This window comes from Pseudomonas sp. 2822-15 (assembly GCF_002742515.1).
GTDB lineage: Bacteria > Pseudomonadota > Gammaproteobacteria > Pseudomonadales > Pseudomonadaceae > Aquipseudomonas > Aquipseudomonas salomonii.
In genome coordinates, this window is sequence record NZ_LJRY01000187.1 from 114,021 (window position 1) to 140,954 (window position 26,934).

Here is a 26,934-nt window from a genome sequence, read left to right on the forward strand (position 1 = left end):
GAGCAATTCCAAAACGCTTAAATTTCACCCAATAAAAAAGGCCAACGCTGAGCGTTGGCCTTTTTGTTTTAGCGGGTAGCTTGATCAGAAATCCAGGTTAGACACCGCCAAGGCGTTGCTCTCGATGAAGTCACGGCGAGGCTCGACCGCATCACCCATCAGGGTGTTGAAGATCTGGTCTGCGCCAATGGCGTCTTCGATGGTCACGCGCAGCATGCGACGCTGAGCGGGATCCATGGTGGTTTCCCATAGTTGATCCGGGTTCATCTCGCCCAGACCTTTGTATCGCTGGATGGTGTGGCGCTTGGTGCTTTCGGCCATCAACCAGTCCAGGGCTTCCTTGAACTCCTTGACCGCTTTTTTACGCTCGCCACGCTGGATGTAAGCACCGTCGTCCAACAGGGTGCTCAATTGCGCGCCGAGAGTGACCACGGTTTTGTAGTCGTTGCTGCCGAAGAAGTCGCGGTTGAAGGTGACGTAGTTCGACAGGCCGTGGGAGATCAGTTCGACCTCTGGCAGCCACACGTTACGTTCACGGTCTTCACGCAGGCTGGCTTTATACACCAGGCCAGACTTCTCGACGGTGCGCAGACGCACTTCGTACTGAGCCAGCCAATTCTGCATGTGGGCGTGATCGCCCAACTGCTCCAGGCTCACGGAAGGCAGGTAGATGAAGTGCTCGGTCAGCTCCTGAGGGTACAGGCGCGACAGACGCTTGAGGGTCTTCATTACCATGCGGAAGTCGTTAACCAAACGCTCCAGCGCCTCACCGGAAATACCCGGGGCTTCGTCGTTCAAGTGCAGGCTGGCATCTTCCAGGGCCGACTGCGTCATGTACTCTTCCATGGCGTCGTCGTCTTTGATGTATTGCTCTTGCTTGCCCTTTTTCACTTTATACAACGGCGGCTGAGCGATGTAGATGTAGCCTCGCTCGATCAGCTCCGGCAACTGACGGAAGAAGAAGGTCAGCAGCAGGGTACGGATGTGCGAACCGTCGACGTCAGCATCGGTCATGATGATGATGTTGTGGTAACGCAGCTTGTCGATGTTGTACTCGTCGCGGCCGATACCGCAGCCCAGCGCCGTGATCAAGGTGCCGACTTCCTGGGAGGAAATCATCTTGTCGAAGCGGGCCTTCTCGACGTTGAGGATCTTGCCTTTCAACGGCAGGATAGCCTGGGTGCGACGGTTACGACCCTGCTTGGCGGAACCGCCAGCAGAGTCACCTTCCACCAGATACAGTTCGGAGAGGGCAGGGTCCTTCTCCTGGCAGTCAGCCAGTTTGCCCGGCAGGCCGGCGATATCCAGCGCGCCCTTGCGGCGGGTCATCTCACGGGCTTTACGCGCCGCTTCACGGGCACGTGCCGCGTCGATCATCTTGCCGACAACCAGCTTGGCTTCGTTCGGGTTTTCCAGCAGGAAGTCGGAGAAGTATTTGCCCATCTCCTGTTCCACTGCGGTCTTCACTTCGGAAGACACCAGCTTGTCTTTGGTCTGCGAGCTGAACTTTGGATCCGGCACTTTTACCGAGATGATCGCTGTCAGGCCTTCACGCGCATCGTCACCGGTGGTGGCCACTTTGTGCTTCTTGGCCAAGCCTTCCGCTTCGATGTAGGTGTTCAGGTTACGCGTCAGTGCGGAACGGAAACCCACCAAGTGAGTACCGCCATCGCGCTGTGGAATGTTGTTGGTGAAGCACAACAGGTTCTCGTTGAAGCTGTCGTTCCACTGCAGGGCGATTTCAACGCCAATGCCGTCTTCACGCTGGATGTTGAAGTGGAACACCTGGTTGACCGCAGTCTTGTTGGTGTTCAGGTATTCAACGAACGCACGCAGGCCGCCTTCGTACTTGAACAATTCTTCCTTGCCGCTGCGCTCGTCCTTGAGGACGATACCCACACCGGAGTTAAGGAACGACAGTTCACGAATACGCTTGGCCAGGATGTCCCAGCTGAAGTGAATATTCTTGAAGGTTTCTGCCGAAGGCTTGAAGTGAATCTGGGTACCGGTGGATTCACTGTCGCCAACGATTTTCATCGGCTCTTGTGGAACACCGTGGACGTAGGTCTGTTCCCAGATCTTGCCGCTACGGCGAACGGTCAGGATCAGCTCTTCGGACAGAGCGTTCACCACCGACACACCTACACCGTGCAAACCGCCGGAGACTTTATAGGAGTTGTCATCGAACTTACCGCCGGCGTGAAGCACGGTCATGATGACCTCTGCCGCCGATACGCCTTCTTCTTTGTGCACATCGACCGGAATGCCGCGACCGTTGTCGCGCACGGTGATGGACTCATCCGGGTGGATGATAATGCTGATGTCGTCGCAGTGACCGGCCAAAGCTTCGTCGATGGAGTTGTCGACCACCTCGAACACCATGTGGTGCAGACCGCTACCATCATCGGTGTCGCCGATGTACATACCAGGACGTTTGCGTACGGCATCCAAACCTTTCAGCACTTTAATGCTGGTCGAGTCGTACGTGTTTTCTTCGCTCATGCCTTCACTCCCGATGGTCGTGGGTCTGGGTGATACGGCCCTGTTCCACGTGGAACAAAGCGACTGGCGTTTCCGTCTGCCAGCCTTCCCTCAATAATTCGTGGTCTACACAGGTGATAAACACCTGGCAGCGTAAGTCTTCCAACAAGCGGCATAACGCGCGGCGGTGCTGCTCGTCGAGTTCGGACGGCAAGTCATCCACCAGATAAATACACTGACCGCGCCGGGCTTGGCTTACCAAATGCCCTTGGGCAATACGCAGTGCACACACCACCAACTTTTGCTGACCGCGGGACAAGATATCCGCGGCATTGTGTGCGCCTAATCTAAGGCGCAAGTCAGCACGTTGTGGGCCTGCCTGGGTATGGCCAATTTGCTGATCCCGCTGCAAGGACGTGGCGAGCACTGCGCTCAGCTCACGTTCTTTATCCCAACCACGGTAGTAGCTCAGCGTCAGCCCCTCGAGATCCAACAACTCACTCAAGGTCTGCTCAAAGACTGGTTTCAAGGCTTTGATATAGGCGCGGCGGTATTCATCTATTTCGTCGCTGGCCAGGCACAGTTCCCGGTCCCAGGCCGCTTGCGAAGCGGCGTCAAGTGTACCATGCCGCAGCCATGAGTTCCGCTGCCGCAGGGCCTTCTGCAGGCGCTGCCAAGTGGCCATGAAGCGCGGTTCCACGTGGAACACTCCCCAATCGAGGAACTGTCTGCGGATTTTCGGCGCACCTTCCAACAGGCGGAAACTGTCTGGGTTAATCAGTTGCAACGGCAGGATTTCTGCCAGTTGTGCTGCACTGCGGGCGTTTTGCCCGTCAATGCGAATCTGGAAGTCACCGCCGCGATCGCGGGATATCCCCAGGGCACTGTGCCCCCCTTCTGCCAGTTCAACCTGGCCAAACACCGTGCAAGCCAGCTGTTCATATTGAATCACCGGCAGCAAGCGAGCACTACGGAAGGAACGGGCAAGCCCAAGCAAATGAACGGCTTCCAGCACACTGGTTTTGCCGCTGCCGTTGGCGCCGTAAAGGATATTGATGCGGGGGGAGGGGGAGAAGGTCACCGGGTGCAGATTGCGCACCGCGGTGACCGAGACGCGACTGAGGGACATCTAGCTTCTGCTGAGCATGATTACAGGCGCATCGGCATAACAACGTAAGCCGAGTCGTCGTTATCGGATTCTTGCACCAGGGCACTGCTGTTGGAGTCCGACAGAATCAGGCGAACCTGTTCGGTGGTCATCACACCCAGTACGTCCAGCAGGTAACTCACGTTAAAGCCGATTTCCAGCGAGCCGCCATTGTAGTCAACGCCGACTTCTTCTTCCGCTTCTTCCTGCTCCGGGTTATTGGCCTGGATTTTCAGCTGACCGTTGGCCAGTTGCAGACGAATACCACGGTACTTCTCGTTGGACAGAATCGCGGTACGGCTGAACGCTTCACGCAGCGCCTGACGATCGCCGATCACCAGCTTGTCGCCACCTTTTGGCAGCACACGCTCGTAATCCGGGAATTTGCCGTCAACCAGCTTGGACGTAAAGGTGAATTCGCCAGTGGTAGCGCGGATGTGGTGCTGACCCAGGACGATGCTGACATTGCCATCCGGCTCGGTGAGCAGACGCGCCAGTTCCAGGATACCTTTACGCGGCACGATGACCTGGTGACGGTCCGGCTGGCCGATATCGGCACGCATCGAGCACATGGCCAGGCGGTGACCGTCGGTAGCCACTGCACGGATAACGCCTTCAGCGACCTCCAGCAGCATGCCATTGAGGTAGTAACGCACGTCCTGCTGGGCCATGGCGAAGCTGGTGCGTTCGATCAAACGGCGTAGCTTGCTCTGGTCCAGGCTGCAGGTGAGCGAGCCTGGGCCTTCTTCGACGGTAGGGAAGTCATTGGCCGGCAAGGTCGACAGCGTGAAACGGCTGCGACCGGCCTTGACCACCAATTTCTGCTCATCGACCTTGATGTCGATCAGCGCATCGTTGGGCAGGCTTTTGCAGATGTCCATCAGCTTACGTGCCGGCACAGTGATTTCGCCGGGCTCAGCCGGCTCTTCGAGCTGCACGCGACCCACCAGTTCGACTTCCAAGTCGGTACCGGTCAAAGACAATTGCTGGCCTTCGACCACCAGCAATACGTTGGAAAGCACCGGCAAGGTCTGTCGGCGCTCAACGACGCCTGCGACCAGTTGCAGGGGTTTCAACAGGGCTTCGCGTTGAATGGTGAAATGCATGGTCTAGTCCCTTGCCTTAATAAGCTGCGCTGGTGTCATCAGGTAGTCAGTGTACGCAGCAGGTTCTTGTAGTCCTCGCGAATATCCGCGTCGGATTCCTTAAGTTCATTGATCTTGCGGCACGCATGCAAGACCGTGGTGTGGTCTCGACCGCCAAACACATCACCGATTTCCGGCAGGCTGTGGTTGGTCAGCTCTTTGGAGAGCGCCATCGCCACCTGACGTGGACGTGCCACCGAGCGCGAACGGCGCTTGGACAGCAGGTCGGAAATCTTGATCTTGTAGTACTCAGCCACGGTGCGCTGAATGTTATCCACACTCACCAGCTTGTCTTGCAGAGCCAGCAAGTCTTTCAGGGATTCGCGGATCAACTCGATGGTGATGTCGCGCCCCATGAAGTGCGAGTGTGCGATAACCCGCTTGAGCGCGCCTTCGAGCTCACGCACGTTGGAACGAATGCGTTGGGCGATAAAGAAGGCTGCATCGTGGGGCAGGTCGACTTTCGCCTGGTCGGCCTTTTTCATCAGGATCGCCACGCGGGTTTCCAGCTCCGGCGGTTCTACCGCAACGGTCAGGCCCCAGCCAAAGCGTGACTTCAAGCGTTCTTCCAGGCCTTCGATTTCCTTCGGGTAACGGTCACTGGTCAAGATGACCTGTTGGCCGCCTTCAAGCAGGGCGTTAAAGGTGTGGAAAAACTCTTCCTGGGAACGCTCCTTGCGAGCGAAGAATTGAATGTCATCGATCAGCAAGGCGTCCACCGAACGGTAGAAACGCTTGAATTCGTTGATTGCGTTGAGCTGCAAGGCCTTGACCATGTCAGCCACGAAGCGCTCCGAGTGCAGGTACACAACCTTGGCATTCGGGTTCTTCTTTAATAGATGGTTACCCACAGCGTGCATCAAGTGAGTCTTACCCAAGCCAACGCCACCATAAAGGAAGAGCGGGTTGTAACCATGCTTGGGGTTATCGGCTACCTGCCAGGCGGCCGCGCGGGCCAGCTGGTTGGATTTACCTTCGACGAAGTTCTCAAAGGTAAAGGTACGGTTCAGGTAACTGGTGTGCTTGAGCGCACCTTCCACCTGCACGGTGCGCTGCTCGGCGCGAACCGGTGCTTGCTGCGAGCTGGCGCCAGCCATCGGATCAAAGCTGTCACGCGATGGCTCTTCATTTATAGGCGCGTTTTTCTGCGACGACGATTTCGACGGCGCCTGGGCAACGGGCGCCGGCGAGTTATTAACAGGTGCCGCTTGGGCTTGAGACGCAGCCGCCGCCAGCGGCGCATTCGGCGCAGCACGCGGTGCAGAACTGCGTTTGCTGCCTATTAATAAGGAAAGCACGGGCGCGATGCCGTTGCCGTGTTCATCGAGCAATTCGAGAACGCGGCTCAGGTATTTCTCGTTGACCCAATCGAGAACAAAACGATTCGGCGCGTAGACACGCAACTCGTCGCCTTCGGCTTCGACCTGTAGCGGACGGATCCAGGTGTTGAATTGCTGGGCAGGCAGCTCTTCGCGCAAAAGCTCCACGCACTGCTGCCAAAGTTCCACTGACACGGATATCCCCTAAGTTGAAAGCCGGTGAGGCAAAAACAGCCGCCATTGTAGCGGCCAGACGCCCACTTATCCACATGTAGGTTGCTCACAGAGCAGCCAAAATCAATGTGTTAAGTGCAAAAAAGCCGACCAATGGTCTGTGCATAAGCTCTGTGGATAAGCGTACCTAAGCTCGTTGTACAAGTGGGGTCGAAAGTCTGTGGGTAACTGGCCTGTGGATAACAACCCATTCCACCCACAGCTTATCCGACAGCGCAGCACAGGCAGAGCACTGTTTTCCCCCGTACTTGTCATTCTCTGTACAGCAGGTGGAATATGGCCTCAAGGCAGTTATCCACAGATGATCGCCTGCCTAGCTTTTATAAGCTTTACAGAAAAGCTTTAAATAACTTCCTTCTTTATTTTTATATCTATGGCATTGCTCGTGAAGGCCAGGCGGATAGAAAAGGGCCGATTGCCTATGGAAGATCTAATTGAAGGAAAAGCTGGTTGGAAATTGACCTAGAGGCTTGCTTTCTCTAGAATCGCCGGTCTCTTAAAACGGGGGCCATTCCGGCCCGTTGTGGACGAACCAGGTAACAACGCCATGAAACGTACTTTCCAACCAAGCACCATCAAACGCGCCCGTACTCACGGCTTCCGTGCTCGCATGGCTACCAAGAACGGCCGTGCTGTCCTGTCGCGTCGCCGCGCCAAAGGTCGTGCGCGTCTGGCAGTTTGATAATCCGGTACTGGTGGTGAGTCAGGACTTCAGTCGGGAAAAGCGTCTGCTAACCCCCCGGCATTTCAAGGCAGTCTTTGACTCCCCCACCGGCAAGGTTCCGGGGAAAAATCTCCTGCTCCTTGCGCGTAACAACGATCTGGATCACCCCCGTCTCGGGTTGGTGATCGGCAAGAAGAGCGTAAAGCTCTCCGTTGAGCGCAATCGCCTCAAGCGTCTGATGCGCGAATCGTTTCGCCTCCACCAGGACACTCTGGTTGGTTGGGATATTGTTATCGTCGCGCGCAAAGGCTTGGGGGATGTAGAAAACCCCGAATTGATTCAGCATTTCGGCAAGCTCTGGAAACGTTTGGCGCGTACCAACAAGCCAGCACCAGCAGTCAGCACCGAAACTGTAGGGGTAGACAGCACCAATGCGTAAACTGGCACTCGTTCCGATCCAGTTTTACCGTTATGCCATTAGTCCTCTGATGGCCGACCACTGTCGTTTCTACCCCAGTTGTTCCTGCTACGCGTTAGAGGCCATAGAAAATCATGGTCTTCTGCGCGGTGGCTGGCTGGCCTTTCGTCGTTTAGGCCGCTGTCATCCGTGGAATCCCGGTGGTTTCGACCCGGTTCCACCTATCCCTACCTCCCGTTCTTCTTCGATGGCCGAGTAATCATGGATATTAAACGCACGATCCTGATCGTCGCCCTGGCAATCGTGTCCTACGTCATGGTTCTTAAGTGGAACCAGGACTACGGCCAGGCTGCCCTGCCGACTCAGAATGTTGCTACCAATCAGGCTGCGCCGGCTATTCCGGACACCCCGCTGGGTAACAATGCGTCCGCGAGTGCCGATGTTCCCAGCGCGAATGGCGAGACAAGCGCCCCTCTAGAAACGCCAGTGGTCACCAATAAAGACCTCATCCACGTAAAAACGGATGTGCTCGACCTGGCTATCGACCCACAAGGTGGTGATATTGCGCAGTTGAAACTGCCGCTGTATCCACGTCGCCAAGACCATCCGGATGTTCCGTTCCAACTGTTCGATAACGGTGGTGAACGTACTTATCTGGCGCAAAGCGGCCTGACCGGCACTGACGGTCCGGATGCTCGTGCTACCGGTCGTCCGGTTTATTCGACCGAACAGAAGAGTTATCAACTGGCCGACGGCCAGAACCAGTTGAATGTCGACCTGAAATTCAGCCTCGACGGCGTCAACTACATCAAGCGTTTCAGCTTCACCCGTGGTCTGTACGACTTGAAGGTCACTTACCTGATCGACAACGAAAGCGCCAAGCCATGGACGGGCAACCTGTTTGCCCAGCTCAAGCGTGACAACAGCGCCGATCCTTCTTCCAGCACCGCCACCGGCACCGCGACTTACCTGGGCGCCGCCCTGTGGACAAGTAGCGAGCCGTACAAAAAAGTGTCGATGAAAGATATCGACAAGGGCTCGCTGAAAGAAACCGTCCAAGGTGGCTGGGTTGCGTGGTTGCAACACTACTTCGTGACCGCATGGATCCCGAACAAGGGTGAAGCCAACCTGGTTCAAACCCGCAAAGACAGCCAGGGCAACTACATCATTGGTTTTACTGGCCCGGCGTTGACCGTCGCTCCAGGTGCCAAAGCTGAAACCAGCACTACCCTGTACGCCGGCCCGAAAAGCCAGGCTGTGCTCAAAGAGTTGTCCCCAGGTCTGGAACTGACTGTGGATTACGGCATTCTGTGGTTCATTGCCCAGCCGATTTTCTGGCTGCTGCAACATATCCACAGCATTGTGGGTAACTGGGGCTTCTCGATCATCTTCCTGACCATGCTGATCAAAGGGCTTTTCTTCCCTCTGTCGGCAGCCAGCTACAAGTCGATGGCGCGTATGCGTGCCGTTGCGCCAAAACTGGCCGCTCTGAAAGAGCAACATGGTGACGACCGGCAGAAAATGTCGCAGGCCATGATGGAGCTGTACAAGAAAGAGAAGATCAACCCGCTGGGTGGTTGCTTGCCGATTCTGGTGCAGATGCCGGTATTCCTGTCGCTGTACTGGGTTCTCCTGGAAAGCGTCGAAATGCGCCAGGCACCGTTCATTCTGTGGATAACTGACCTGTCGATTAAAGACCCGTTCTTTATTCTGCCGATCATCATGGGCGCGACCATGTTTATCCAGCAGCGTCTGAACCCCACTCCGCCGGATCCGATGCAGGCCAAGGTAATGAAAATGATGCCAATCATCTTCACCTTCTTCTTCCTGTGGTTCCCAGCGGGTCTGGTGCTGTACTGGGTGGTCAACAACGTGTTGTCGATCTCTCAACAGTGGTACATCACACGTAAAATCGAAGCGGCTACCAAAAAAGCTGCGGCGTAATTTACTCTGTGGATAACCACTCAAGACGCCCCCTAGTGGGGCGTTTTGCTTTCCGTCACTTTTGTTCTGGAACCTGCTGATGAGCGCTCCTCGTGAAACCATCGCTGCCGTCGCTACCGCTCAAGGTCGCGGCGGCGTCGGTATCGTTCGAATTTCCGGGCCGCTGGCCAGCGTGGCAGCCCAGGCCATCAGCGGCCGTGAGTTGAAACCCCGATATGCCCATTACGGGCCGTTCCTGGATGCGGATGAAACGGTATTGGATGAGGGGTTGGCGCTGTATTTCCCCGGCCCTAACTCGTTCACCGGTGAAGACGTCCTGGAACTGCAGGGCCACGGCGGCCCGGTGGTGCTGGATATGTTGCTGCAGCGTTGCCTGCAATTGGGCTGCCGTCTGGCGCGACCAGGGGAATTCAGCGAGCGGGCATTCCTCAATGACAAACTCGACCTGGCCCAGGCCGAGGCAATTGCCGATTTAATCGAAGCCAGTTCTGCACAGGCAGCGCGCAATGCGTTGCGCTCGCTGCAGGGAGCTTTTTCCCTGCGTGTGCATAACTTGACCGAGCAGTTGATCAGCCTGCGCATTTACGTCGAGGCTGCGATTGATTTCCCGGAAGAAGAAATCGACTTCCTCGCTGATGGTCACGTCCTGGCGATGCTGGATAAAGTGCGCGACGAGTTATCCACCGTCCTGCGCGAAGCCGGGCAGGGTGCTTTGCTGCGCGACGGCATGACAGTGGTGATCGCCGGGCGGCCGAATGCCGGCAAGTCCAGCCTGCTCAATGCGCTGGCGGGTCGGGAGGCCGCGATCGTTACCGAGATTGCCGGCACCACCCGGGATATCTTGCGCGAACATATCCACATCGATGGCATGCCGCTGCACGTGGTCGACACCGCCGGCTTGCGCGATACCGACGACCAGGTGGAAAAGATCGGCGTGGAACGGGCGCTCAAGGCGATCAGTGAAGCGGACCGCGTATTGCTGGTGGTGGATGCCACTGCGCCGGAGGCTATGGATCCTTTTGCCCTGTGGCCGGAATTTCTCGAGCAACGGCCAGACCCGGCCAAAGTCACCCTGATCCGCAACAAGGCGGATTTAACCGGCGAAGCCATTGCCATGCAGACCAGTGACGATGGCCACGTCACCATCAGCCTGAGCGCAAAGTCAGCCGGCGATGGGTTGGAATTGCTGCGCGACCACCTCAAGGCCTGCATGGGCTATGAGCAGACCTCCGAAAGCAGCTTCAGCGCGCGCCGCAGGCACCTGGAGGCACTGCGTCACGCCAGTGCGGCGCTGGAGCACGGTCGGGCGCAGCTGACCTTGGCGGGGGCTGGCGAGCTGCTGGCTGAGGATTTACGACAGGCACAGCAGCTGCTAGGGGAAATCACCGGTGCGTTCAGCTCCGATGATTTGTTGGGAAGGATCTTTTCCAGCTTCTGTATTGGTAAGTAGCCAAGTTATCCACAAGGCCTTACCAGTTGTAGGACACCGTGCCAAGCAAGGTACGGCTGTCACCCCAGTAGCAACGCCCGGCATCGTTGCAACCGGATACATATTCCTTGTCGAAGAGGTTCTTGGCGTTCAGATCCACCGACCAGTGTGGGTTGATCTGATAACCCACCGCCGCATCCACCAACGTCACGCTTCCCGCATCCAACTTGCCGTATAGCGTAGGGGCGGTGTAGGAAAAGGTACTGTCGAAGTAACGCACACCGCCGCCCAGGGACAAACCCTTGAGCTGGCCATCGAGGAAGCGATACTTGCTCCATACCGACGCCTGGTTGCGTGGAACCCCTGTCATCTGGCGTCCCTCGACCAGTGACGTTGCAGAATCCTTGGTAATCCTTGCGTCGGTATAGGTGTAGGCCGCGGTGATATTCAGGTTAGGCGTGAGATTGCTGTTGATCTCGACTTCTGCACCTTTGGCGCGACTTTCACCCACTTGGCGATAGCTGTTGGTGGTGGCGTCCAGGTAGGTGTCGTCTTGCTTGCGCAGGTCATACACCGACAACGTCATCGCGGTCTCCCAGCCGACCGGCTCGTATTTCACACCCACTTCGTATTGGCGGCTGGTAATCGGCTTTAACGGTGAGCCGGCGTTGGAAATCTGCTGCACCGGGACAAATGCGGTGGAGTAGCTGACATACGGGGTCAGCCCGCTGTCGAACTGGTACATCACCCCGCCCTGATAGGTGAATTTCTTGTCCTCAGAGCCGGTGTTACTGGCCTTGTTTACCTTGTCGCGAAAATCACTGTTGACCCAGTCCTGGCGCCCGCCCAGCAGGAACAGCCAATGGTCGTACTTGCTCTGCACCTGTGCGTAAACCCCTTTCATCTGCTGCTCAAGCAAGGTGTTCTGTACCGCGATCGGCGTGAGTGGGTCGCGCAGATACACCGGGTTATACACATTGATAGTGCCGGCAAACCCAGCGTCCCAGTCCTGATTGAACGAGGTGCGGTCGTAGCTGGCGCCGAACAGCACAGTGTTTTGCAGGTCACCCAGTTGGAATTTACCTTCGAGCTGGTTATCCAGGGAGTACACCATCGACTTGTTGTAACGGTCGTACGCGGTCATGTTCAGTTGGGTACCAAAGCCACGATTATTCAAGGCACTGGGCCAGGTTTCATGGCGGTTGATGCGCGACTGCATGTAGCGCGAGTTCTGACGGAACTGCCAGTCGTCATTGAAGCTGTGGCTGAACTCGTAACCGGTGCTCCAGGCTTCGCGTTCAAAGGTGTTCCAATCCGGATCGCCAAGCAGGGTGTGTTTGGACAGCTTGCCGTTGGGGTTACTGAGCAAAGTACCGGCGGCAGGCAGGCCGAGTTCCAGGTTGGTATGGTCCTTCTGGTAGTTGGCCAGCAGCGTCAGGGTGTTGTAGTCGTCGAAGTTCAAGGTCAGGGATGGCGCGATATATAGGCGATCATCGGGTACATGGTCGGTCTGGGTGTCGGACTTGCGGCCCAGCATGACCACGCGGCCCAGCACATCGGCGTTGTCATTGAGCGGCCCGGAGATATCAACACCCAATTGGCGCCGATTGTTGGAGCCATAGCCCAATTGCACCTCGCCTTGCGGCGTGGCGGTCGGGTGTTTGCTGACCAGGTTAACCAAGCCGCCGGGTGCGTTTTCGCCATAGAGCAGGGATGAAGGACCACGGAAAATTTCCACGCGCTCCAGGCCATAGGGCTCACTGGTGGTGTCATACCGGTTACCTTGCACCCGTAGGCCGTCGCGCAACAAGCCGTAGCCATAATCCGTAGCGTTGAAGCCGCGAATGAAGAACAGATCACCGGCCAGGCCATCGCCGGCGGCAAAGGGTGGAGCGAAAATTCCCGGTACATAACCCAAGACTTCAGTCAGCGTCTGCGACTTCTGGTCCTTGATGCGCTGACCTGTGACCACCGATACCGACCGGGGCGTTTCCGACAGCGGCGTACTGGTCTTGGTGCCGATACGGCTGTTTTGTGCCTTGTAGCCAACATCACCGGCACTATCCTGGTTGAAACCCAGTGGTTGATAAGTGCTGACGGTCGTGGCTGCCAACGTCAGTTGCCCGGTAGGCGCGGCTTGTAACACATAGCTACCAGGCGCCTGCGCCACGGCCTGCAGCCCCGAGTTTTGCAGCAGCAGTGCAAAGCCCTGATCAACCGAGTAATCACCTTCCAGCCCTGGCGTGTTTAAACGTGCGGTTTGCTCTGGGGAAAACGACAGGATCACATTGGCTCTGGCAGCAAACTGGCTGAGGGCGGCGTCCAGCGGGCCGGCAGCGATGGTGAAGTGCTGCTCGGTGCTGGCGCCCATGGCACAAGCTGGCAGCCATAAACCTGCGGCGGAGGCCGAGCACAGTAATAAACCGTAGGTCATGCCATGGTGAGAAAGGCGTTTGCGTAGTTTGGTAGGAAGGCGCATAGGTGGTGAAGCCCTGTAGGTAGCGTCGTGATTACCTGTAGGGCCGGGCCAGGTAAAAAAAAGATAACCCCCTGTGGATTATTTTTTGCTTTCAGCCCAGGCGCGTGACCGCGACCCAATAGCGGCTGAAATATTTCACCTGTATCGGCAGCGTGGCTTGCAGGTTAGCCAGTACCGCGTCGGTGGAGTCCAGGCGGAACGTCCCGGAGACTCGCAAACTTGCCGAAGCCGAATCGCATCGCAGAACGCCGGGGCGATAGCGCGCAAGGTCGGCGAGCAGATCCCCAAGGCGAGCGTCGAGAACGATGACCTGGCCATCGACCCAAGCCGCCTGGGTCCGTCGATAGAAATGATCGGGCCCCACATTTTTTCGGTCGAAGTCAGCACTTTCGCCGGCACTGAGTATTCGCTCGTGATCCGGTAGGTCGGCAGGCGAGAGGCTCACTTGGTCTTCCAGCACACCCACGCGAGTTGAGCCCGCTAATTGACGCACGGTAAACCGAGTCCCCAATGCCTGGACCCGGCCTTCGCGGGTTTCGACGTAAAAAGGCGTTTGCCCGCCCAATTTGCCGGTGTGGATAAGTATTTCGCCGTCGCGCAGGCGGACCAGACGCTGGCGTTGATCAAACACCACATCAATGGCGGTGCTGGTGTTCAGATCGATTTGAGTGCCGTCGGCCAGCTCGATGCGCCGGCGTTCACCGACGCGTGTTCGATAATCCGCCCAGAAATTGCCCAAGGGCGTGTGTTGTTGAACATTGAAGCCCAGATAACCGGTGGCGCCCAATACCAACATCCACTTGAGCACCTGGCGCCGTTGTTGCGTGGCTGACAAAGCGCGACGTTTGAAATCCTGGGGCAGGGTGCCGAGGCTGCGCTGTAATTGCTCCAACTGGTTCCATGCCGCTTGGTGAGAGGGATCGCCGTTGAGCCATTGCTGCCAGGCATGCCGTTCGGCCGGGGTAGGCACCTGCGCTTGAAACTGCACGTACCAGCTGGCAGCCGCCTCGAAAACCTTACGATCCGGCGCAGGCATTACAGGCTCGCCATGATCAATGAGCATTCGGTGAGCGCGCGGATCATGTGTTTCTTGACCGTCGTCAGCGATACCTGCAACTGCTCGGCGATCTGTTGATAAGTCAGACCTTCAATCTGCGACAGCATGAAAATATGGCGTGTCCGCCGCCCCAATTCCGACAAGGCTTTATCCACAGCCACCAGGGTTTCGATGATGATCGCCTTGTCTTCTTCACTGATGGCAGTGGCTTCAGGACGCTCGGCCAACGACTGTTTATAAGCCTGTTCAATGGCGGATCGACGATAGCGGTCAATCACCAAACCCCTGGCGATTGTGGCCAAGTAATCACGCGGTTCGAGAATTTGCCCTGCATGGCGGCCGCCCAGGATACGCACGAAGGTGTCATGTGCCACATCGGCTGCATCGCAAGCGTTGTGCAACTTGCCTTTAAGCCACCCGTGCAGCCATGAATGGTGCTGCTCATAGATGTGCTGGACGACAGCCGTGTGTGAAGGAAAGGGCATAGGGCGCGACATGACGGGTTAATGATAATCGCTATTATTAACTGCACCGCCGAGTTCTCACAATAGCTCTCCTTTTTTTAGATCCAGACACCGAATCGAAAGCTTTGGCAGCCTTGCCATGCCCTCAAATCGGGATTTCTGTGGATTAAGCCCTGTGAATAACCGCACCTGTGCCCAGTTGATAACAGGGCCTGAAACCTGAGCAAAAACCCCTCTGTGGATAACTGCCCCTTTAATCCACAGGCTTAAAGCACTTATCCAAGGGCCTCATTGGCACATGACCACAGACTTTTGAATCCCTGTACACACCATAAACAGAGGCTTGTAGAGATCTATCCACAGAAAACAGTCTCAGTAGAAATAAACATAAAAACAAAGATCTTATAAATTTCTTCTTTTTTAATTTCTATTGTCTGTGATTCATCCACAGCTGGTTAAATTTTGTGCAAAGGGTTCTTTAGGAAGGGCTAAGTCCCTATACTTGCCGCCAAAGCTTGAAAACTCTTTCAACAAACAATTCCTGATTACCTACATAAGCAGGCACGAGGTGCGTGGTGGATTTCCCTTCCCGTTTTGAAGTGATCGTCATCGGCGGCGGTCATGCCGGTACCGAGGCAGCACTGGCGTCAGCACGCATGGGCGTTAAAACCCTGTTGTTGACGCACAACGTGGAAACCCTCGGTGCCATGAGTTGCAACCCCGCCATCGGCGGGATCGGTAAAAGCCATCTGGTTAAAGAAATTGATGCCCTTGGCGGCGTCATGGCCATGGCTACCGACAAAGGTGGTATTCAATTTCGCGTGCTCAACAGCCGCAAAGGCCCGGCCGTACGCGCTACTCGGGCACAGGCCGACCGCATCCTCTACAAGGCTGCGGTACGTGAAACCCTGGAAAACCAACCGAACCTGTGGATATTTCAGCAAGCTGCCGATGACCTGATCGTCGAACAGGATGTGGTGAAGGGTGTTGTCACCCAGATGGGCCTGCGTTTCTTCGCAGAATCCGTGGTGTTGACCACCGGTACATTCCTCGGCGGACTTATCCACATCGGCATGCAGAACTATTCCGGCGGTCGCGCCGGTGATCCGCCGTCGATTGCCCTGGCAAAACGCCTGCGCGAGTTGCCGCTGCGAGTCGGCCGCTTGAAAACAGGTACCCCGCCGCGTATCGATGGGCGTTCTGTGGATTTCTCGGTGATGACCGAACAAGCCGGTGATACACCGATCCCGGTCATGTCGTTCATGGGCAACAAAGAACAGCACCCCAAACAGGTGAGCTGCTGGATCACCCACACCAACGCCCGCACCCACGAAATCATTGCCGCGAACCTCGACCGTTCGCCGATGTATTCCGGGGTGATCGAGGGTATCGGCCCGCGTTATTGCCCATCGATCGAAGACAAGATTCATCGTTTTGCCGACAAGGAAAGCCACCAGGTTTTCATCGAACCGGAAGGCCTGACCACCCATGAGCTGTACCCGAACGGGATTTCCACATCCTTGCCGTTCGACGTGCAAATTCAGATCGTGCAGTCGATTCGCGGTATGGAAAACGCGCACATCGTGCGTCCGGGCTACGCCATCGAGTACGACTACTTCGACCCGCGTGACCTGAAGTACAGCCTCGAAACCAAAGTTATCGCCGGTCTGTTTTTCGCCGGCCAAATCAATGGCACCACCGGTTACGAAGAAGCCGGCGCCCAAGGTTTGCTCGCCGGGACCAACGCAGCATTGCGCGCGCAGGGCAAAGACAGCTGGTGCCCGCGTCGCGATGAAGCGTACATCGGTGTATTGGTTGATGACCTGATTACCCTGGGCACCCAGGAACCGTACCGGATGTTCACTTCCCGGGCGGAATACCGTTTGATCCTGCGCGAAGACAACGCCGACCTGCGCCTGACCGAAAAAGGTCGCGAGCTGGGCCTGGTCGATGACGCGCGTTGGGCAGCCTTCTGCAAAAAACGCGAAAGCATCACGCTCGAAGAGCAACGCCTGAAAAGTACCTGGGTTCGCCCGGGCACCGAGCAGGGCGATGCGATTGCGGAAAAATTCGGCACGCCGCTGACCCACGAGTACAACTTGCTCAACCTGCTGTCCCGTCCGGAAATCGACTACGCTGGTCTGGTCGAAGTGACCGGCCAGGGCGCAGAAGACCCACAGGTTGCCGAGCAGGTCGAGATCAAGACCAAATACGCTGGTTACATTGACCGCCAACAGGACGAGATCGCTCGCCTGCGCGCCAGTGAAAACACTAAGCTGCCTGTGGATATCGATTACACCGGGATTTCCGGCTTGTCGAAAGAAATCCAAAGCAAGCTGGGGATAACTCGCCCGGAAACGCTGGGCCAGGCTTCGCGTATTCCCGGCGTCACTCCAGCAGCCATTTCGCTGTTGATGATTCATTTGAAAAAACGCGGCGCGGGCCGTCAGTTGGAGCAAAGCGCTTGAGTTCGTTGGTCACCTCGCAACACTCCGAAGAGTTATCCACAGGTGCACGCCAGTTGGGCGTGCACCTGACCTCAGCCCAGCACGAGTTGCTGTTGGGCTACCTGGCCCTGTTGATCAAATGGAACAAGGCCTACAACCTGACCGCAGTGCGCAATCCCGACGAAATGGTTTCGCGGCATTTGCTCGACAGCTTGAGTGTGATGCCGTTTATCGAAAACGGCCGCTGGCTGGACGTGGGCAGTGGCGGCGGCATGCCTGGCATTCCACTGGCCATCCTGTTTCCCGAGTCGCAAGTGACGTGCCTGGACAGCAACGGCAAGAAAACCCGCTTCCTGACCCAGGTCAAACTCGAGCTCAAGCTGGATAACCTGCAAGTTATCCACAGTCGGGTCGAAGAATTCACGCCTGAACTGCCCTTCAACGGAATTGTTTCCCGGGCCTTCAGCAGCATGGAGAACTTCAGTAACTGGACGCGCCATCTGGGCGACCTCGACACCCGCTGGCTGGCAATGAAGGGCGTTCATCCAAGCGACGAGCTGTTAGCATTGCCGACAGACTTCCACCTCGATAGCGAACACGCCTTGGCCGTACCCGGTTGCCAAGGCCAACGCCATCTGCTGATACTGCGCCGCACGGCATGATTGGGAACACAAGCAAGAATGGCTAAGGTATTCGCGATAGCGAACCAGAAAGGTGGCGTGGGCAAAACCACCACCTGCATCAACCTCGCAGCATCCCTGGTCGCCACCAAGCGCCGGGTGCTGTTGATCGATCTCGATCCACAGGGCAACGCCACCATGGGTAGCGGTGTGGATAAACACGGCCTGGAAAATTCGGTCTACGACTTGCTGATCGGCGAGTGTGACCTGGCCCAGGCCATGCACTACTCCGAGCACGGTGGTTATCAACTGCTGCCGGCGAACCGCGATTTGACCGCGGCGGAAGTGGTGCTGCTCGAAATGCAGATGAAAGAAAGCCGTCTGCGCAGCGCCTTGGCGCCGATCCGCGAGAACTACGATTACATTTTAATCGACTGCCCTCCGTCGCTGTCGATGCTGACGCTCAACGCGCTGGTTGCCGCCGATGGGGTGATTATCCCCATGCAGTGCGAGTACTACGCACTCGAAGGGTTGAGCGACCTTGTGGATAACATCAAGCGTATCGCCGAACTGCTGAACCCCAACCTGCAGATCGAAGGCTTGCTGCGCACGATGTTCGATCCGCGCCTGAGCCTGATGAACGATGTGTCGGCGCAGCTCAAGGAACACTTTGGCGATCAGTTGTACGACACTGTGATCCCACGCAACATCCGCCTGGCCGAAGCGCCAAGCTACGGCATGCCCGCGCTGGCGTACGACAAATCATCGCGTGGTGCCATAGCCTACCTGGCACTGGCCGGCGAGATGGTTCGCCGTCAACGCCGCAACCCACGCACCGCTGCAGCCCAGCCAACTTAAGGAATCCCCATGGCCGTCAAGAAACGAGGTCTCGGACGTGGACTGGATGCACTGCTGAGTGGTCCGACTGTCACTTCGCTTGAAGAACAAGCGGTGCAGGCCGACGAGCGCGAGCTGCAACACCTGCCGCTGGACCTGATCCAGCGCGGCAAGTACCAGCCACGCCGGGACATGGACCCCCAGGCGCTGGAAGAACTGGCCAACTCGATCAAGGCCCAGGGCGTGATGCAGCCGATTGTGGTGCGCCCGATCGGCGGCGGTCGTTTTGAAATCATCGCCGGTGAACGTCGCTGGCGCGCCAGCCAGCAGGCCGGCAAGGAAACCATCCCGGCGATGGTGCGCGATGTGCCGGATGAAACCGCCATCGCCATGGCATTGATCGAGAACATCCAGCGTGAAGACCTCAACCCGGTCGAAGAAGCGATCGCATTGCAGCGTTTGCAGCAGGAATTCCAACTGACCCAGCAACAAGTGGCCGACGCGGTGGGTAAATCCCGCGTTACCGTGTCCAACTTGCTGCGTCTGATCGCATTGCCGGAAGTCATCAAGACCATGTTGTCCCACGGCGACCTGGAAATGGGTCATGCCCGAGCTTTGCTCGGTTTGCCGGAAAATCAACAGGTTGAAGGGGCGCGACACGTTGTCGCACGGGGGCTCACGGTGCGTCAGACTGAGGCGCTGGTTCGCCAGTGGCTGAGCGGCAAACCTGCACCGGTCGAAACAGCCAAACCTGATCCGGATATCGCACGTCTCGAACAGCGCCTGGCCGAGCGGCTGGGCTCTGCGGTACAAATTCGTCACGGCAAGAAGGGCAAAGGGCAATTGGTCATCGGATATAACTCGCTTGACGAGCTTCAGGGCGTCCTTGCCCACATCCGCTGAAACATTTGCTTATGTAGCGCGCGATCGGAAAACACTACCCGACAGTTGAATAGGGGCTGAACCGCCCCTATACTCTGCGCGCATTTTGTCGGCACAAATTATGCCAAGTTATTGATTCTCGGCAGCCGACCATTGAGGAGCAAAAGTGATGGAAACCCGCACGCCAAACACGTTGCCGTTCCATCGCTTGGCCGTTTTCCCGGTTTTATTGGCTCAATTTGTCATTTTATTAATCGCCGCGTTGGCGCTTTGGTATTGGCATGGAGTCGTAGCCGGATATTCAGGACTCTGCGGAGGCCTGATAGCCTTGCTGCCCAATATGTATTTTGCTCACAGGGCCTTTCGGTTTTCCGGCGCCCGAGCAGCCCAGGCTATCGTCCGGTCATTTTATGCCGGCGAGGCGGGGAAACTGATTTTGACGGCAGTGCTGTTTGCACTGACCTTTGCAGGTGTGAAGCCATTGGCGCCGCTGGCTGTATTCGGCGTCTTCGTGTTGACCCAACTGGTCAGCTGGTTCGCTCCCCTGCTAATGAAAACAAGACTTTCGAAACCTTAGGGCGTTTGAGGCAACCATGGCAGAAACAACCGCTTCGGGCTATATCCAGCACCACTTGCAGAACCTGACCTTCGGTCAGCTTCCCAACGGCGGCTGGGGCTTCGCCCACACCGCAGCAGAAGCCAAAGAAATGGGTTTCTGGGCTTTCCACCTGGATACTCTGGGCTGGTCGGTCGCATTGGGTCTGATCTTCGTCCTGATTTTCCGCATGGCGGCAAAAAAGGCGACTTCCGGTCAGCCAGGTGCTTTGCAGAACTTCGTTGAAGTATTGGTCGAATTCGTCGATGGCAGCGTGAAAGACAGCTTCCATGGCCGTAGCCCGGTGATTGCACCGCTGGCACTGACCATCTTCGTCTGGGTGTTCCTGATGAACGCCGTCGACCTGATCCCGGTCGACTGGATTCCTCAGCTCGCCATGGCGATCAGCGGCGATCCGCATATTCCATTCCGTGCCGTATCGACCACTGACCCTAACGCTACCCTGGGCATGGCCTTGTCGGTATTCGCGTTGATCATTTTCTACAGCATCAAGATCAAGGGCATCGGCGGCTTCATCGGCGAACTGACCCTGCACCCGTTCGGCAGCAAGAACATTTTTGTTCAAGCCCTGCTGATCCCGGTGAACTTCCTGCTGGAATTCGTCACCCTGATCGCCAAGCCGATTTCCCTGGCTCTGCGACTGTTCGGCAACATGTATGCCGGCGAGCTGGTGTTCATTCTGATCGCTGTGATGTTCGGCAGTGGTCTGCTCTGGCTTAGCGGCCTGGGCATTGTTCTGCAGTGGGCGTGGGCTGTGTTCCACATCCTGATCATCACCCTGCAGGCCTTCATCTTCATGATGCTGACCATCGTCTACCTGTCGATGGCGCACGAAGAGAACCATTAAGGCCAGTCTCGACTAGTCTGATGTCCTTCCCGGTGAAACGGGAAGGTGGCCCACCAGGGCTATGAAACGATTTGTTTTACCGCTTTAAAATCTAAAAAACCTAAACCATACGACGTAAAAGTCGGGAGGAAAGATGGAAACTGTAGTTGGTCTAACCGCTATCGCTGTTGCACTGTTGATCGGCCTGGGCGCCCTGGGTACTGCCATTGGTTTCGGCCTGCTGGGCGGCAAGTTCCTGGAAGGCGCAGCGCGTCAGCCAGAAATGGTTCCAATGCTGCAAGTTAAAATGTTCATCGTTGCCGGTCTGCTCGACGCCGTGACCATGATCGGTGTTGGTATCGCTCTGTTCTTCACCTTCGCGAACCCCTTCGTTGGTCAACTCGCCGGTTAATCACTCGTTTTTTCGAGTGATTGGTGTGTTGTGCAACGAACGAGCGAGGTATTGGCGTGAACATTAATGCAACCATTATTGGTCAGTCCTTAGCGTTCTTGATTTTTGTCGTTTTCTGCATGAAGTTCGTATGGCCTCCGGTCATCGCAGCTTTGCACGAACGTCAAAAGAAGATCGCGGATGGACTGGACGCTGCCAGCCGTGCAGCTCGCGACCTGGAGTTGGCCCAAGAGAAAGCGGGCCATCAACTGCGCGATGCTAAGGCACAGGCAGCTGAAATCATTGAGCAAGCCAAGAAACGCGGTAATCAGATTGTTGAAGAGGCTGTTGAAAAAGCCCGTATCGACGCTGACCGTGTGAAGGTTCAGGCTCAGGCCGAGATCGAGCAGGAATTGAACGGTGTCAAAGATGCGCTGCGTGCCCAATTGGGTGCTCTGGCCGTCGGCGGTGCTGAGAAGATCCTGGGTGCCACAATCGATCAAAACGCGCACGCGGAGCTGGTTAACAAACTGGCTGCTGAAATCTAAGCGAGGGCGATCATGGCAGAATTGACCACGTTGGCCCGACCTTACGCTAAGGCAGCCTTCGAGCACGCCCAGGCCCACCAGCAGCTGGCCTCTTGGTCAGCCATGCTCGGCCTGGCTGCAGCAGTGTCGCAAGACGACACCATGCAGCGCGTGCTCAAGGCCCCGCGACTGACGAGCGCAGACAAGGCCGCCACTTTTATTGAAGTGTGCGGCGACAAGTTTGATGTGAAGGTACAGAACTTCATCCACGTCGTTGCCGAAAACGACCGTCTCCCGCTTTTGCCGGAGATCGCCGCTCTTTTCGACCTGTACAAGGCCGAAGAAGAGAAATCGGTAGACGTTGAAGTGACCAGTGCTTTTGCATTGAACCAAGAACAGCAAGACAAACTCGCCAAGGTTCTCAGTGCACGACTCAATCGGGAAGTGCGCCTGCAAGCTTCGGAGGACGCATCCCTGATTGGTGGTGTTGTTATCCGTGCCGGCGACCTGGTTATCGATGGCTCGATTCGCGGCAAAATCGCGAAACTTGCCGAAGCATTGAAATCTTGAGTTTGAAGGGGCAGCAGAGCAATGCAGCAACTCAATCCTTCCGAAATAAGTGAAATTATCAAGGGCCGCATCGACAAGCTCGATGTGACCTCCCAAGCCCGTAACGAAGGCACTGTCGTCAGCGTATCTGACGGCATCGTGCGGATTCACGGTCTGGCCGACGTAATGTACGGCGAGATGATCGAGTTTCCGGGCGGCGTCTACGGTATGGCCCTCAACCTGGAGCAAGACTCCGTAGGTGCCGTTGTGTTGGGCGCGTACACCAGTCTGGCTGAAGGCATGAGCGCCAAGTGCACAGGCCGCATCCTGGAAGTTCCGGTTGGTAAGGAACTGCTGGGTCGCGTAGTCGACGCACTGGGTAACCCTGTTGACGGTAAAGGTCCACTGGGCAACACCGAGACCGACGCGGTCGAGAAAGTTGCTCCAGGCGTGATCTGGCGTAAGTCGGTAGACCAGCCTGTACAGACTGGCTACAAGGCTGTCGATGCCATGATCCCGGTCGGCCGTGGCCAGCGTGAGCTGATCATCGGTGACCGTCAGATCGGTAAAACCGCTCTGGCGATCGACGCGATCATCAACCAGAAAGACAGCGGCATTTTCTGCGTCTACGTAGCCATTGGTCAGAAGCAATCGACCATCGCCAACGTGGTTCGCAAGCTGGAAGAAAACGGCGCTCTGGCCAACACGATCATCGTGGCTGCCAGTGCTTCGGAATCTCCTGCGCTGCAATTCCTGGCACCGTACTCCGGTTGCACCATGGGTGAATTCTTCCGCGACCGCGGTGAAGACGCGCTGATCGTTTATGACGATCTGTCCAAGCAAGCAGTGGCTTACCGCCAGATTTCCCTGCTGCTGCGCCGTCCACCAGGCCGTGAAGCTTACCCAGGCGACGTGTTCTATCTCCACTCCCGTCTGCTGGAGCGCGCATCCCGCGTTTCGGAAGAATACGTAGAGAAGTTCACCAACGGCGCAGTGACCGGCAAAACCGGTTCCCTGACCGCACTGCCGATCATCGAAACCCAGGCTGGCGACGTTTCCGCGTTCGTTCCGACCAACGTGATTTCCATCACCGACGGTCAGATCTTCCTGGAATCGGCCATGTTCAACTCCGGGATCCGTCCTGCTGTGAACGCCGGTGTTTCGGTATCCCGTGTGGGTGGTGCCGCTCAGACCAAGATCATCAAGAAGCTCTCCGGTGGTATCCGTACCGCTCTGGCTCAGTACCGTGAACTGGCGGCATTCGCCCAGTTCGCTTCTGACCTGGACGAAGCGACCCGTAAGCAACTTGAGCATGGTCAGCGCGTTACCGAGCTGATGAAGCAGAAGCAATACGCCCCAATGTCGATCGCTGACATGGCGTTGTCGCTGTATGCCGCTGAGCGTGGGTTCCTGACTGACGTCGAAATCACCAAGGTCGGCAGCTTCGAACAAGCGCTGATTGCTTACTTCAACCGCGATCACGCCGACTTGTTGGCCAAGATCAACGTGAAGGGTGACTTCAATGACGAAATCGACGCTGGCATGAAAGCCGGTATCGAGAAGTTCAAGGCCACCCAAACCTGGTAAGCCGCAGCGGGAGCCGCAAGGCTCCCGCTTGCTAACCTGATAGGTGTTACATGGCAGGCGCAAAAGAGATTCGCAGTAAGATTGCGAGCATCAAAAGCACGCAAAAGATTACCAGCGCCATGGAAAAAGTGGCGGTCAGCAAAATGCGCAAGGCACAAATGCGCATGGCTGCTAGCCGTCCTTATGCGGAGCGTATCCGCCAGGTAATTGGGCATTTGGCTAACGCCAACCCGGAATACCGCCACCCGTTCATGATCGACCGCGAAGTTAAGCGTGTGGGTTATGTGGTAGTGAGCAGTGACCGTGGTTTGTGCGGTGGTCTGAATACCAACCTGTTCAAGGCCCTGGTCAAGGACATGGCGGTAAACCGCGAAAAGGGCGTCGAGATCGATCTGTGTGTAGTTGGTAGCAAGGGTGCGGCCTTTTTCCGCAACTTCGGCGGTAACGTCGTTGCAGCTATCAGCCACCTGGGTGAAGAGCCGTCGATCAATGATTTGATCGGCAGTGTGAAGGTGATGCTGGATGCGTACCTGGAAGGCCGGATTGACCGCCTGTCCGTGGTATCCAACAAGTTCATCAACACCATGACCCAGCAGCCAACCGTGGAGCAATTGATCCCACTGGTGGCGACTCCGGATCAGGAACTCAAGCACCACTGGGACTACCTCTACGAACCAGACGCCAAAGAGCTGCTTGACGGCTTGATGGTGCGCTACGTGGAGTCGCAGGTGTACCAGGCGGTGGTCGAGAACAACGCAGCTGAACAAGCGGCGCGGATGATCGCGATGAAAAACGCTACCGATAACGCCGGTGATCTGATCAGCGATTTGCAGCTGATCTACAACAAGGCGCGTCAGGCTGCGATCACCCAAGAGATCTCGGAAATCGTCGGCGGCGCTGCCGCGGTTTAACGGTTCAAATATTCAGAGGATCCAGCTATGAGTAGCGGACGTATCGTTCAAATCATCGGCGCCGTTATCGACGTGGAATTCCCACGCGACAGCGTACCGAGCATCTACAACGCTTTGAAAGTACAAAGCGATGCCGGCACCACTCTGGAAGTTCAGCAGCAGCTGGGCGACGGCGTGGTACGGACCATTGCAATGGGTTCCACCGAAGGCCTGAAACGTGGTCTGGGTGTGCTTGACACTGGCGCTGCCATCTCCGTACCGGTCGGTAAAGCGACCCTGGGCCGGATCATGGACGTACTGGGCAACCCGATTGACGAAGCTGGCCCGATCGACACCGAAGAGCGCTGGGGCATTCACCGTCCAGCACCTTCGTTCGCCGAACAAGCTGGCGGCAACGATCTGCTCGAAACCGGTATCAAGGTTATCGACCTGGTTTGCCCGTTCGCCAAAGGCGGTAAAGTCGGTCTGTTCGGTGGTGCCGGTGTAGGCAAAACCGTAAACATGATGGAACTGATCCGTAACATCGCCATCGAGCACAGCGGTTATTCCGTGTTCGCCGGTGTGGGTGAGCGTACTCGTGAGGGTAACGACTTCTACCACGAGATGAAGGACTCCAACGTTCTGGACAAAGTGGCACTGGTTTACGGTCAGATGAACGAGCCGCCGGGTAACCGTCTGCGCGTAGCACTGACTGGCCTGACCATGGCCGAGAAGTTCCGTGACGAAGGTAACGACGTTCTGCTGTTCGTCGACAACATCTACCGTTACACCTTGGCCGGTACTGAAGTATCCGCACTGCTGGGCCGTATGCCTTCCGCAGTAGGTTACCAGCCGACCCTGGCCGAAGAGATGGGCGTTCTGCAAGAACGTATCACTTCGACCAAAGAAGGTTCGATCACCTCGATCCAAGCGGTATACGTACCTGCGGATGACTTGACTGACCCGTCGCCTGCGACCACCTTCGCCCACTTGGACGCCACCGTCGTTCTGTCCCGTGACATCGCTTCCCTGGGTATCTACCCGGCGGTCGATCCACTCGACTCGACTTCGCGCCAGCTGGACCCGAACGTGATCGGCCAGGAGCACTACGACACCGCTCGCGGCGTTCAGTACGTGCTGCAGCGTTACAAAGAACTGAAGGACATCATTGCGATCCTGGGTATGGACGAGCTGTCGGAAGCCGACAAGCAGTTGGTAAACCGTGCTCGTAAGATCCAGCGTTTCTTGTCGCAGCCGTTCTTCGTGGCTGAAGTCTTCACCGGTGCTTCGGGTAAATACGTTTCCCTGAAAGACACCATTGCTGGCTTCAAAGGCATCCTCAACGGTGACTACGACCACCTGCCAGAACAAGCGTTCTACATGGTCGGCGGCATCGAAGAAGCGATCGAGAAAGCCAAGAAACTGTAATCTCGGCGCCCGGTAACGGGCGCTCATCAGGTTGAGGCAATCAGATGGCTATGACAGTCCATTGCGATATCGTCAGCGCGGAAGGGGAAATCTTCTCCGGTCTGGTAGAAATGGTGATTGCACACGGCGAACTCGGTGACCTGGGTATTGCCATGGGCCACGCGCCGTTGATCACCAGCTTGAAGCCAGGTCCGATCACTCTGACCAAGCAAGGCGGGGAACGTGAGGTGTTTTACATCTCCGGCGGTTTCCTCGAGGTTCAGCCGAACATGGTCAAGGTACTTGCCGACACCGTGCAACGTGCTGGCGACCTGGATGAAGCCTCCGCTCAGGAAGCCGTAAAGGCTGCCGAGAAGGCCCTGAACGAAAAGGGTGCGGACTTCGACTACAGCGCTGCTGCTGTACGTCTGGCCGAGGCTGCAGCTCAGCTGCGCACGCTCCAGCAGATCCGCAAGAAGTAAGTGGCCTGGCCGCAATGCTTCAAGCGCGATTGATTAAAAAGGGTAGCCTCGGCTACCCTTTTTCTTTTTCAGCAAAACACTTCTCTGGTCTG

25 protein-coding genes are annotated in these 26,934 nt (G+C 56.7%); 18 read left to right on the forward strand and 7 right to left on the reverse strand.

Translation table 11 applies throughout. The features are described 5' to 3' along the window. Positions 1-84 precede the first annotated feature (84 nt). Genes gyrB through dnaA form a run of 4 tightly spaced genes read right to left on the reverse strand, consistent with a single transcriptional unit; the run spans position 85 to position 6,287 of the window. Positions 85-2,502 carry a DNA topoisomerase (ATP-hydrolyzing) subunit B gene (gene gyrB, locus AOA59_RS15330; RefSeq protein WP_017135133.1) on the reverse strand — a complete coding sequence of 806 codons (2,418 nt, stop codon included), beginning with the start codon at positions 2,500-2,502 and terminating at the stop codon, positions 85-87. Positions 2,503-2,506: 4 nt separating this feature from the next. Beyond that, positions 2,507-3,610: a DNA replication/repair protein RecF gene (gene recF / locus AOA59_RS15335; RefSeq protein ID WP_099488159.1), complete on the reverse strand. Its 1,104-nt coding sequence runs from the start codon at positions 3,608-3,610 to the stop codon at positions 2,507-2,509. 20 nt (positions 3,611-3,630) lie between these two features. After that, the gene (gene dnaN, locus AOA59_RS15340; RefSeq protein WP_017135131.1) at positions 3,631-4,734 is read right to left on the reverse strand and encodes a DNA polymerase III subunit beta; all 1,104 of its coding nucleotides are present in this window, start codon (positions 4,732-4,734) and stop codon (positions 3,631-3,633) included. 38 nt (positions 4,735-4,772) lie between these two features. Continuing rightward, positions 4,773-6,287, reverse strand: a complete 1,515-nt coding sequence (gene dnaA, locus AOA59_RS15345) for a chromosomal replication initiator protein DnaA (protein WP_056860951.1) — start codon at positions 6,285-6,287, stop codon at positions 4,773-4,775. Between the two features lie 586 nt (positions 6,288-6,873). Here dnaA and rpmH point away from each other — a divergent pair. The 5 genes from rpmH (at position 6,874) to mnmE (ending at position 10,802) form a co-directional block, all read left to right on the forward strand. Beyond that, positions 6,874-7,008: a 50S ribosomal protein L34 gene (gene rpmH, locus AOA59_RS15350; RefSeq protein WP_003213577.1), complete on the forward strand. Its 135-nt coding sequence runs from the start codon at positions 6,874-6,876 to the stop codon at positions 7,006-7,008. Between the two features lie 16 nt (positions 7,009-7,024). After that, the gene (gene rnpA, locus AOA59_RS15355) at positions 7,025-7,429 is read left to right on the forward strand and encodes a ribonuclease P protein component (protein ID WP_026013533.1); all 405 of its coding nucleotides are present in this window, start codon (positions 7,025-7,027) and stop codon (positions 7,427-7,429) included. Continuing rightward, complete coding sequence (gene yidD / locus AOA59_RS15360) at positions 7,422-7,667, forward strand: membrane protein insertion efficiency factor YidD (protein WP_073636650.1); 246 nt, start codon at positions 7,422-7,424, stop codon at positions 7,665-7,667. Before rnpA ends, yidD begins: the two co-directional genes overlap by 8 nt. A gap of 2 nt (positions 7,668-7,669) precedes the next feature. Next, entirely contained in the window at positions 7,670-9,352 is a 1,683-nt protein-coding gene (gene yidC / locus AOA59_RS15365; protein WP_099488161.1) for a membrane protein insertase YidC, read from the forward strand. 79 nt (positions 9,353-9,431) lie between these two features. Next, positions 9,432-10,802 carry a tRNA uridine-5-carboxymethylaminomethyl(34) synthesis GTPase MnmE gene (gene mnmE, locus AOA59_RS15370; protein WP_099488163.1) on the forward strand — a complete coding sequence of 457 codons (1,371 nt, stop codon included), beginning with the start codon at positions 9,432-9,434 and terminating at the stop codon, positions 10,800-10,802. 19 nt (positions 10,803-10,821) lie between these two features. Here mnmE and AOA59_RS15375 read toward each other — a convergent pair whose 3' ends face one another. The 3 genes from AOA59_RS15375 to AOA59_RS15385 form a co-directional block, all read right to left on the reverse strand. Continuing rightward, complete coding sequence (locus AOA59_RS15375) at positions 10,822-13,260, reverse strand: TonB-dependent siderophore receptor (RefSeq protein ID WP_099488164.1); 2,439 nt, start codon at positions 13,258-13,260, stop codon at positions 10,822-10,824. Positions 13,261-13,351: 91 nt separating this feature from the next. Next, positions 13,352-14,296: a FecR domain-containing protein gene (locus tag AOA59_RS15380; protein WP_099488166.1), complete on the reverse strand. Its 945-nt coding sequence runs from the start codon at positions 14,294-14,296 to the stop codon at positions 13,352-13,354. Continuing rightward, positions 14,296-14,802 carry a sigma-70 family RNA polymerase sigma factor gene (locus AOA59_RS15385; protein ID WP_065932021.1) on the reverse strand — a complete coding sequence of 169 codons (507 nt, stop codon included), beginning with the start codon at positions 14,800-14,802 and terminating at the stop codon, positions 14,296-14,298. Before AOA59_RS15385 ends, AOA59_RS15380 begins: the two co-directional genes overlap by 1 nt. 554 nt (positions 14,803-15,356) lie before the next feature. Here AOA59_RS15385 and mnmG point away from each other — a divergent pair. From mnmG to AOA59_RS15450, 13 genes are all read left to right on the forward strand, one after another. Next, positions 15,357-17,249 carry a tRNA uridine-5-carboxymethylaminomethyl(34) synthesis enzyme MnmG gene (gene mnmG, locus AOA59_RS15390; RefSeq protein WP_058420583.1) on the forward strand — a complete coding sequence of 631 codons (1,893 nt, stop codon included), beginning with the start codon at positions 15,357-15,359 and terminating at the stop codon, positions 17,247-17,249. Beyond that, positions 17,246-17,890, forward strand: coding sequence for a 16S rRNA (guanine(527)-N(7))-methyltransferase RsmG (gene rsmG, locus AOA59_RS15395; RefSeq protein WP_099488168.1), 645 nt, complete (start codon positions 17,246-17,248; stop codon positions 17,888-17,890). The genes mnmG and rsmG overlap by 4 nt, the downstream gene beginning before the upstream one ends. An 18-nt stretch (positions 17,891-17,908) precedes the next feature. Then, the gene (locus tag AOA59_RS15400; RefSeq protein WP_056860944.1) at positions 17,909-18,706 is read left to right on the forward strand and encodes a ParA family protein; all 798 of its coding nucleotides are present in this window, start codon (positions 17,909-17,911) and stop codon (positions 18,704-18,706) included. A gap of 9 nt (positions 18,707-18,715) precedes the next feature. Further along, positions 18,716-19,588, forward strand: coding sequence for a ParB/RepB/Spo0J family partition protein (locus AOA59_RS15405; protein WP_017135124.1), 873 nt, complete (start codon positions 18,716-18,718; stop codon positions 19,586-19,588). Between the two features lie 148 nt (positions 19,589-19,736). Next, on the forward strand, positions 19,737-20,144 hold the full coding sequence (locus AOA59_RS15410; RefSeq protein ID WP_010565865.1) for a F0F1 ATP synthase subunit I: 408 nt from the start codon (positions 19,737-19,739) through the stop codon (positions 20,142-20,144). A 16-nt stretch (positions 20,145-20,160) separates the two neighbouring features. Further along, on the forward strand, positions 20,161-21,030 hold the full coding sequence (gene atpB / locus AOA59_RS15415) for a F0F1 ATP synthase subunit A (protein ID WP_017135123.1): 870 nt from the start codon (positions 20,161-20,163) through the stop codon (positions 21,028-21,030). A gap of 133 nt (positions 21,031-21,163) precedes the next feature. Then, positions 21,164-21,421 (forward strand): F0F1 ATP synthase subunit C, encoded by a 258-nt coding sequence (gene atpE, locus AOA59_RS15420; protein ID WP_002555987.1) that lies wholly within the window; start codon positions 21,164-21,166, stop codon positions 21,419-21,421. A 56-nt stretch (positions 21,422-21,477) separates the two neighbouring features. Then, on the forward strand, positions 21,478-21,948 hold the full coding sequence (locus AOA59_RS15425) for a F0F1 ATP synthase subunit B (protein WP_056860942.1): 471 nt from the start codon (positions 21,478-21,480) through the stop codon (positions 21,946-21,948). Positions 21,949-21,960: 12 nt separating this feature from the next. Continuing rightward, on the forward strand, positions 21,961-22,497 hold the full coding sequence (locus tag AOA59_RS15430; protein ID WP_017135121.1) for a F0F1 ATP synthase subunit delta: 537 nt from the start codon (positions 21,961-21,963) through the stop codon (positions 22,495-22,497). A gap of 21 nt (positions 22,498-22,518) precedes the next feature. Then, entirely contained in the window at positions 22,519-24,063 is a 1,545-nt protein-coding gene (gene atpA / locus AOA59_RS15435) for a F0F1 ATP synthase subunit alpha (protein ID WP_017135120.1), read from the forward strand. Between the two features lie 50 nt (positions 24,064-24,113). Continuing rightward, positions 24,114-24,974, forward strand: coding sequence for a F0F1 ATP synthase subunit gamma (gene atpG, locus AOA59_RS15440; protein ID WP_010207685.1), 861 nt, complete (start codon positions 24,114-24,116; stop codon positions 24,972-24,974). A 27-nt stretch (positions 24,975-25,001) separates the two neighbouring features. After that, positions 25,002-26,381: a F0F1 ATP synthase subunit beta gene (atpD, locus tag AOA59_RS15445; protein ID WP_056860940.1), complete on the forward strand. Its 1,380-nt coding sequence runs from the start codon at positions 25,002-25,004 to the stop codon at positions 26,379-26,381. Positions 26,382-26,425: 44 nt separating this feature from the next. Then, complete coding sequence (locus tag AOA59_RS15450) at positions 26,426-26,842, forward strand: F0F1 ATP synthase subunit epsilon (RefSeq protein ID WP_032885166.1); 417 nt, start codon at positions 26,426-26,428, stop codon at positions 26,840-26,842. Positions 26,843-26,934 lie beyond the last annotated feature (92 nt).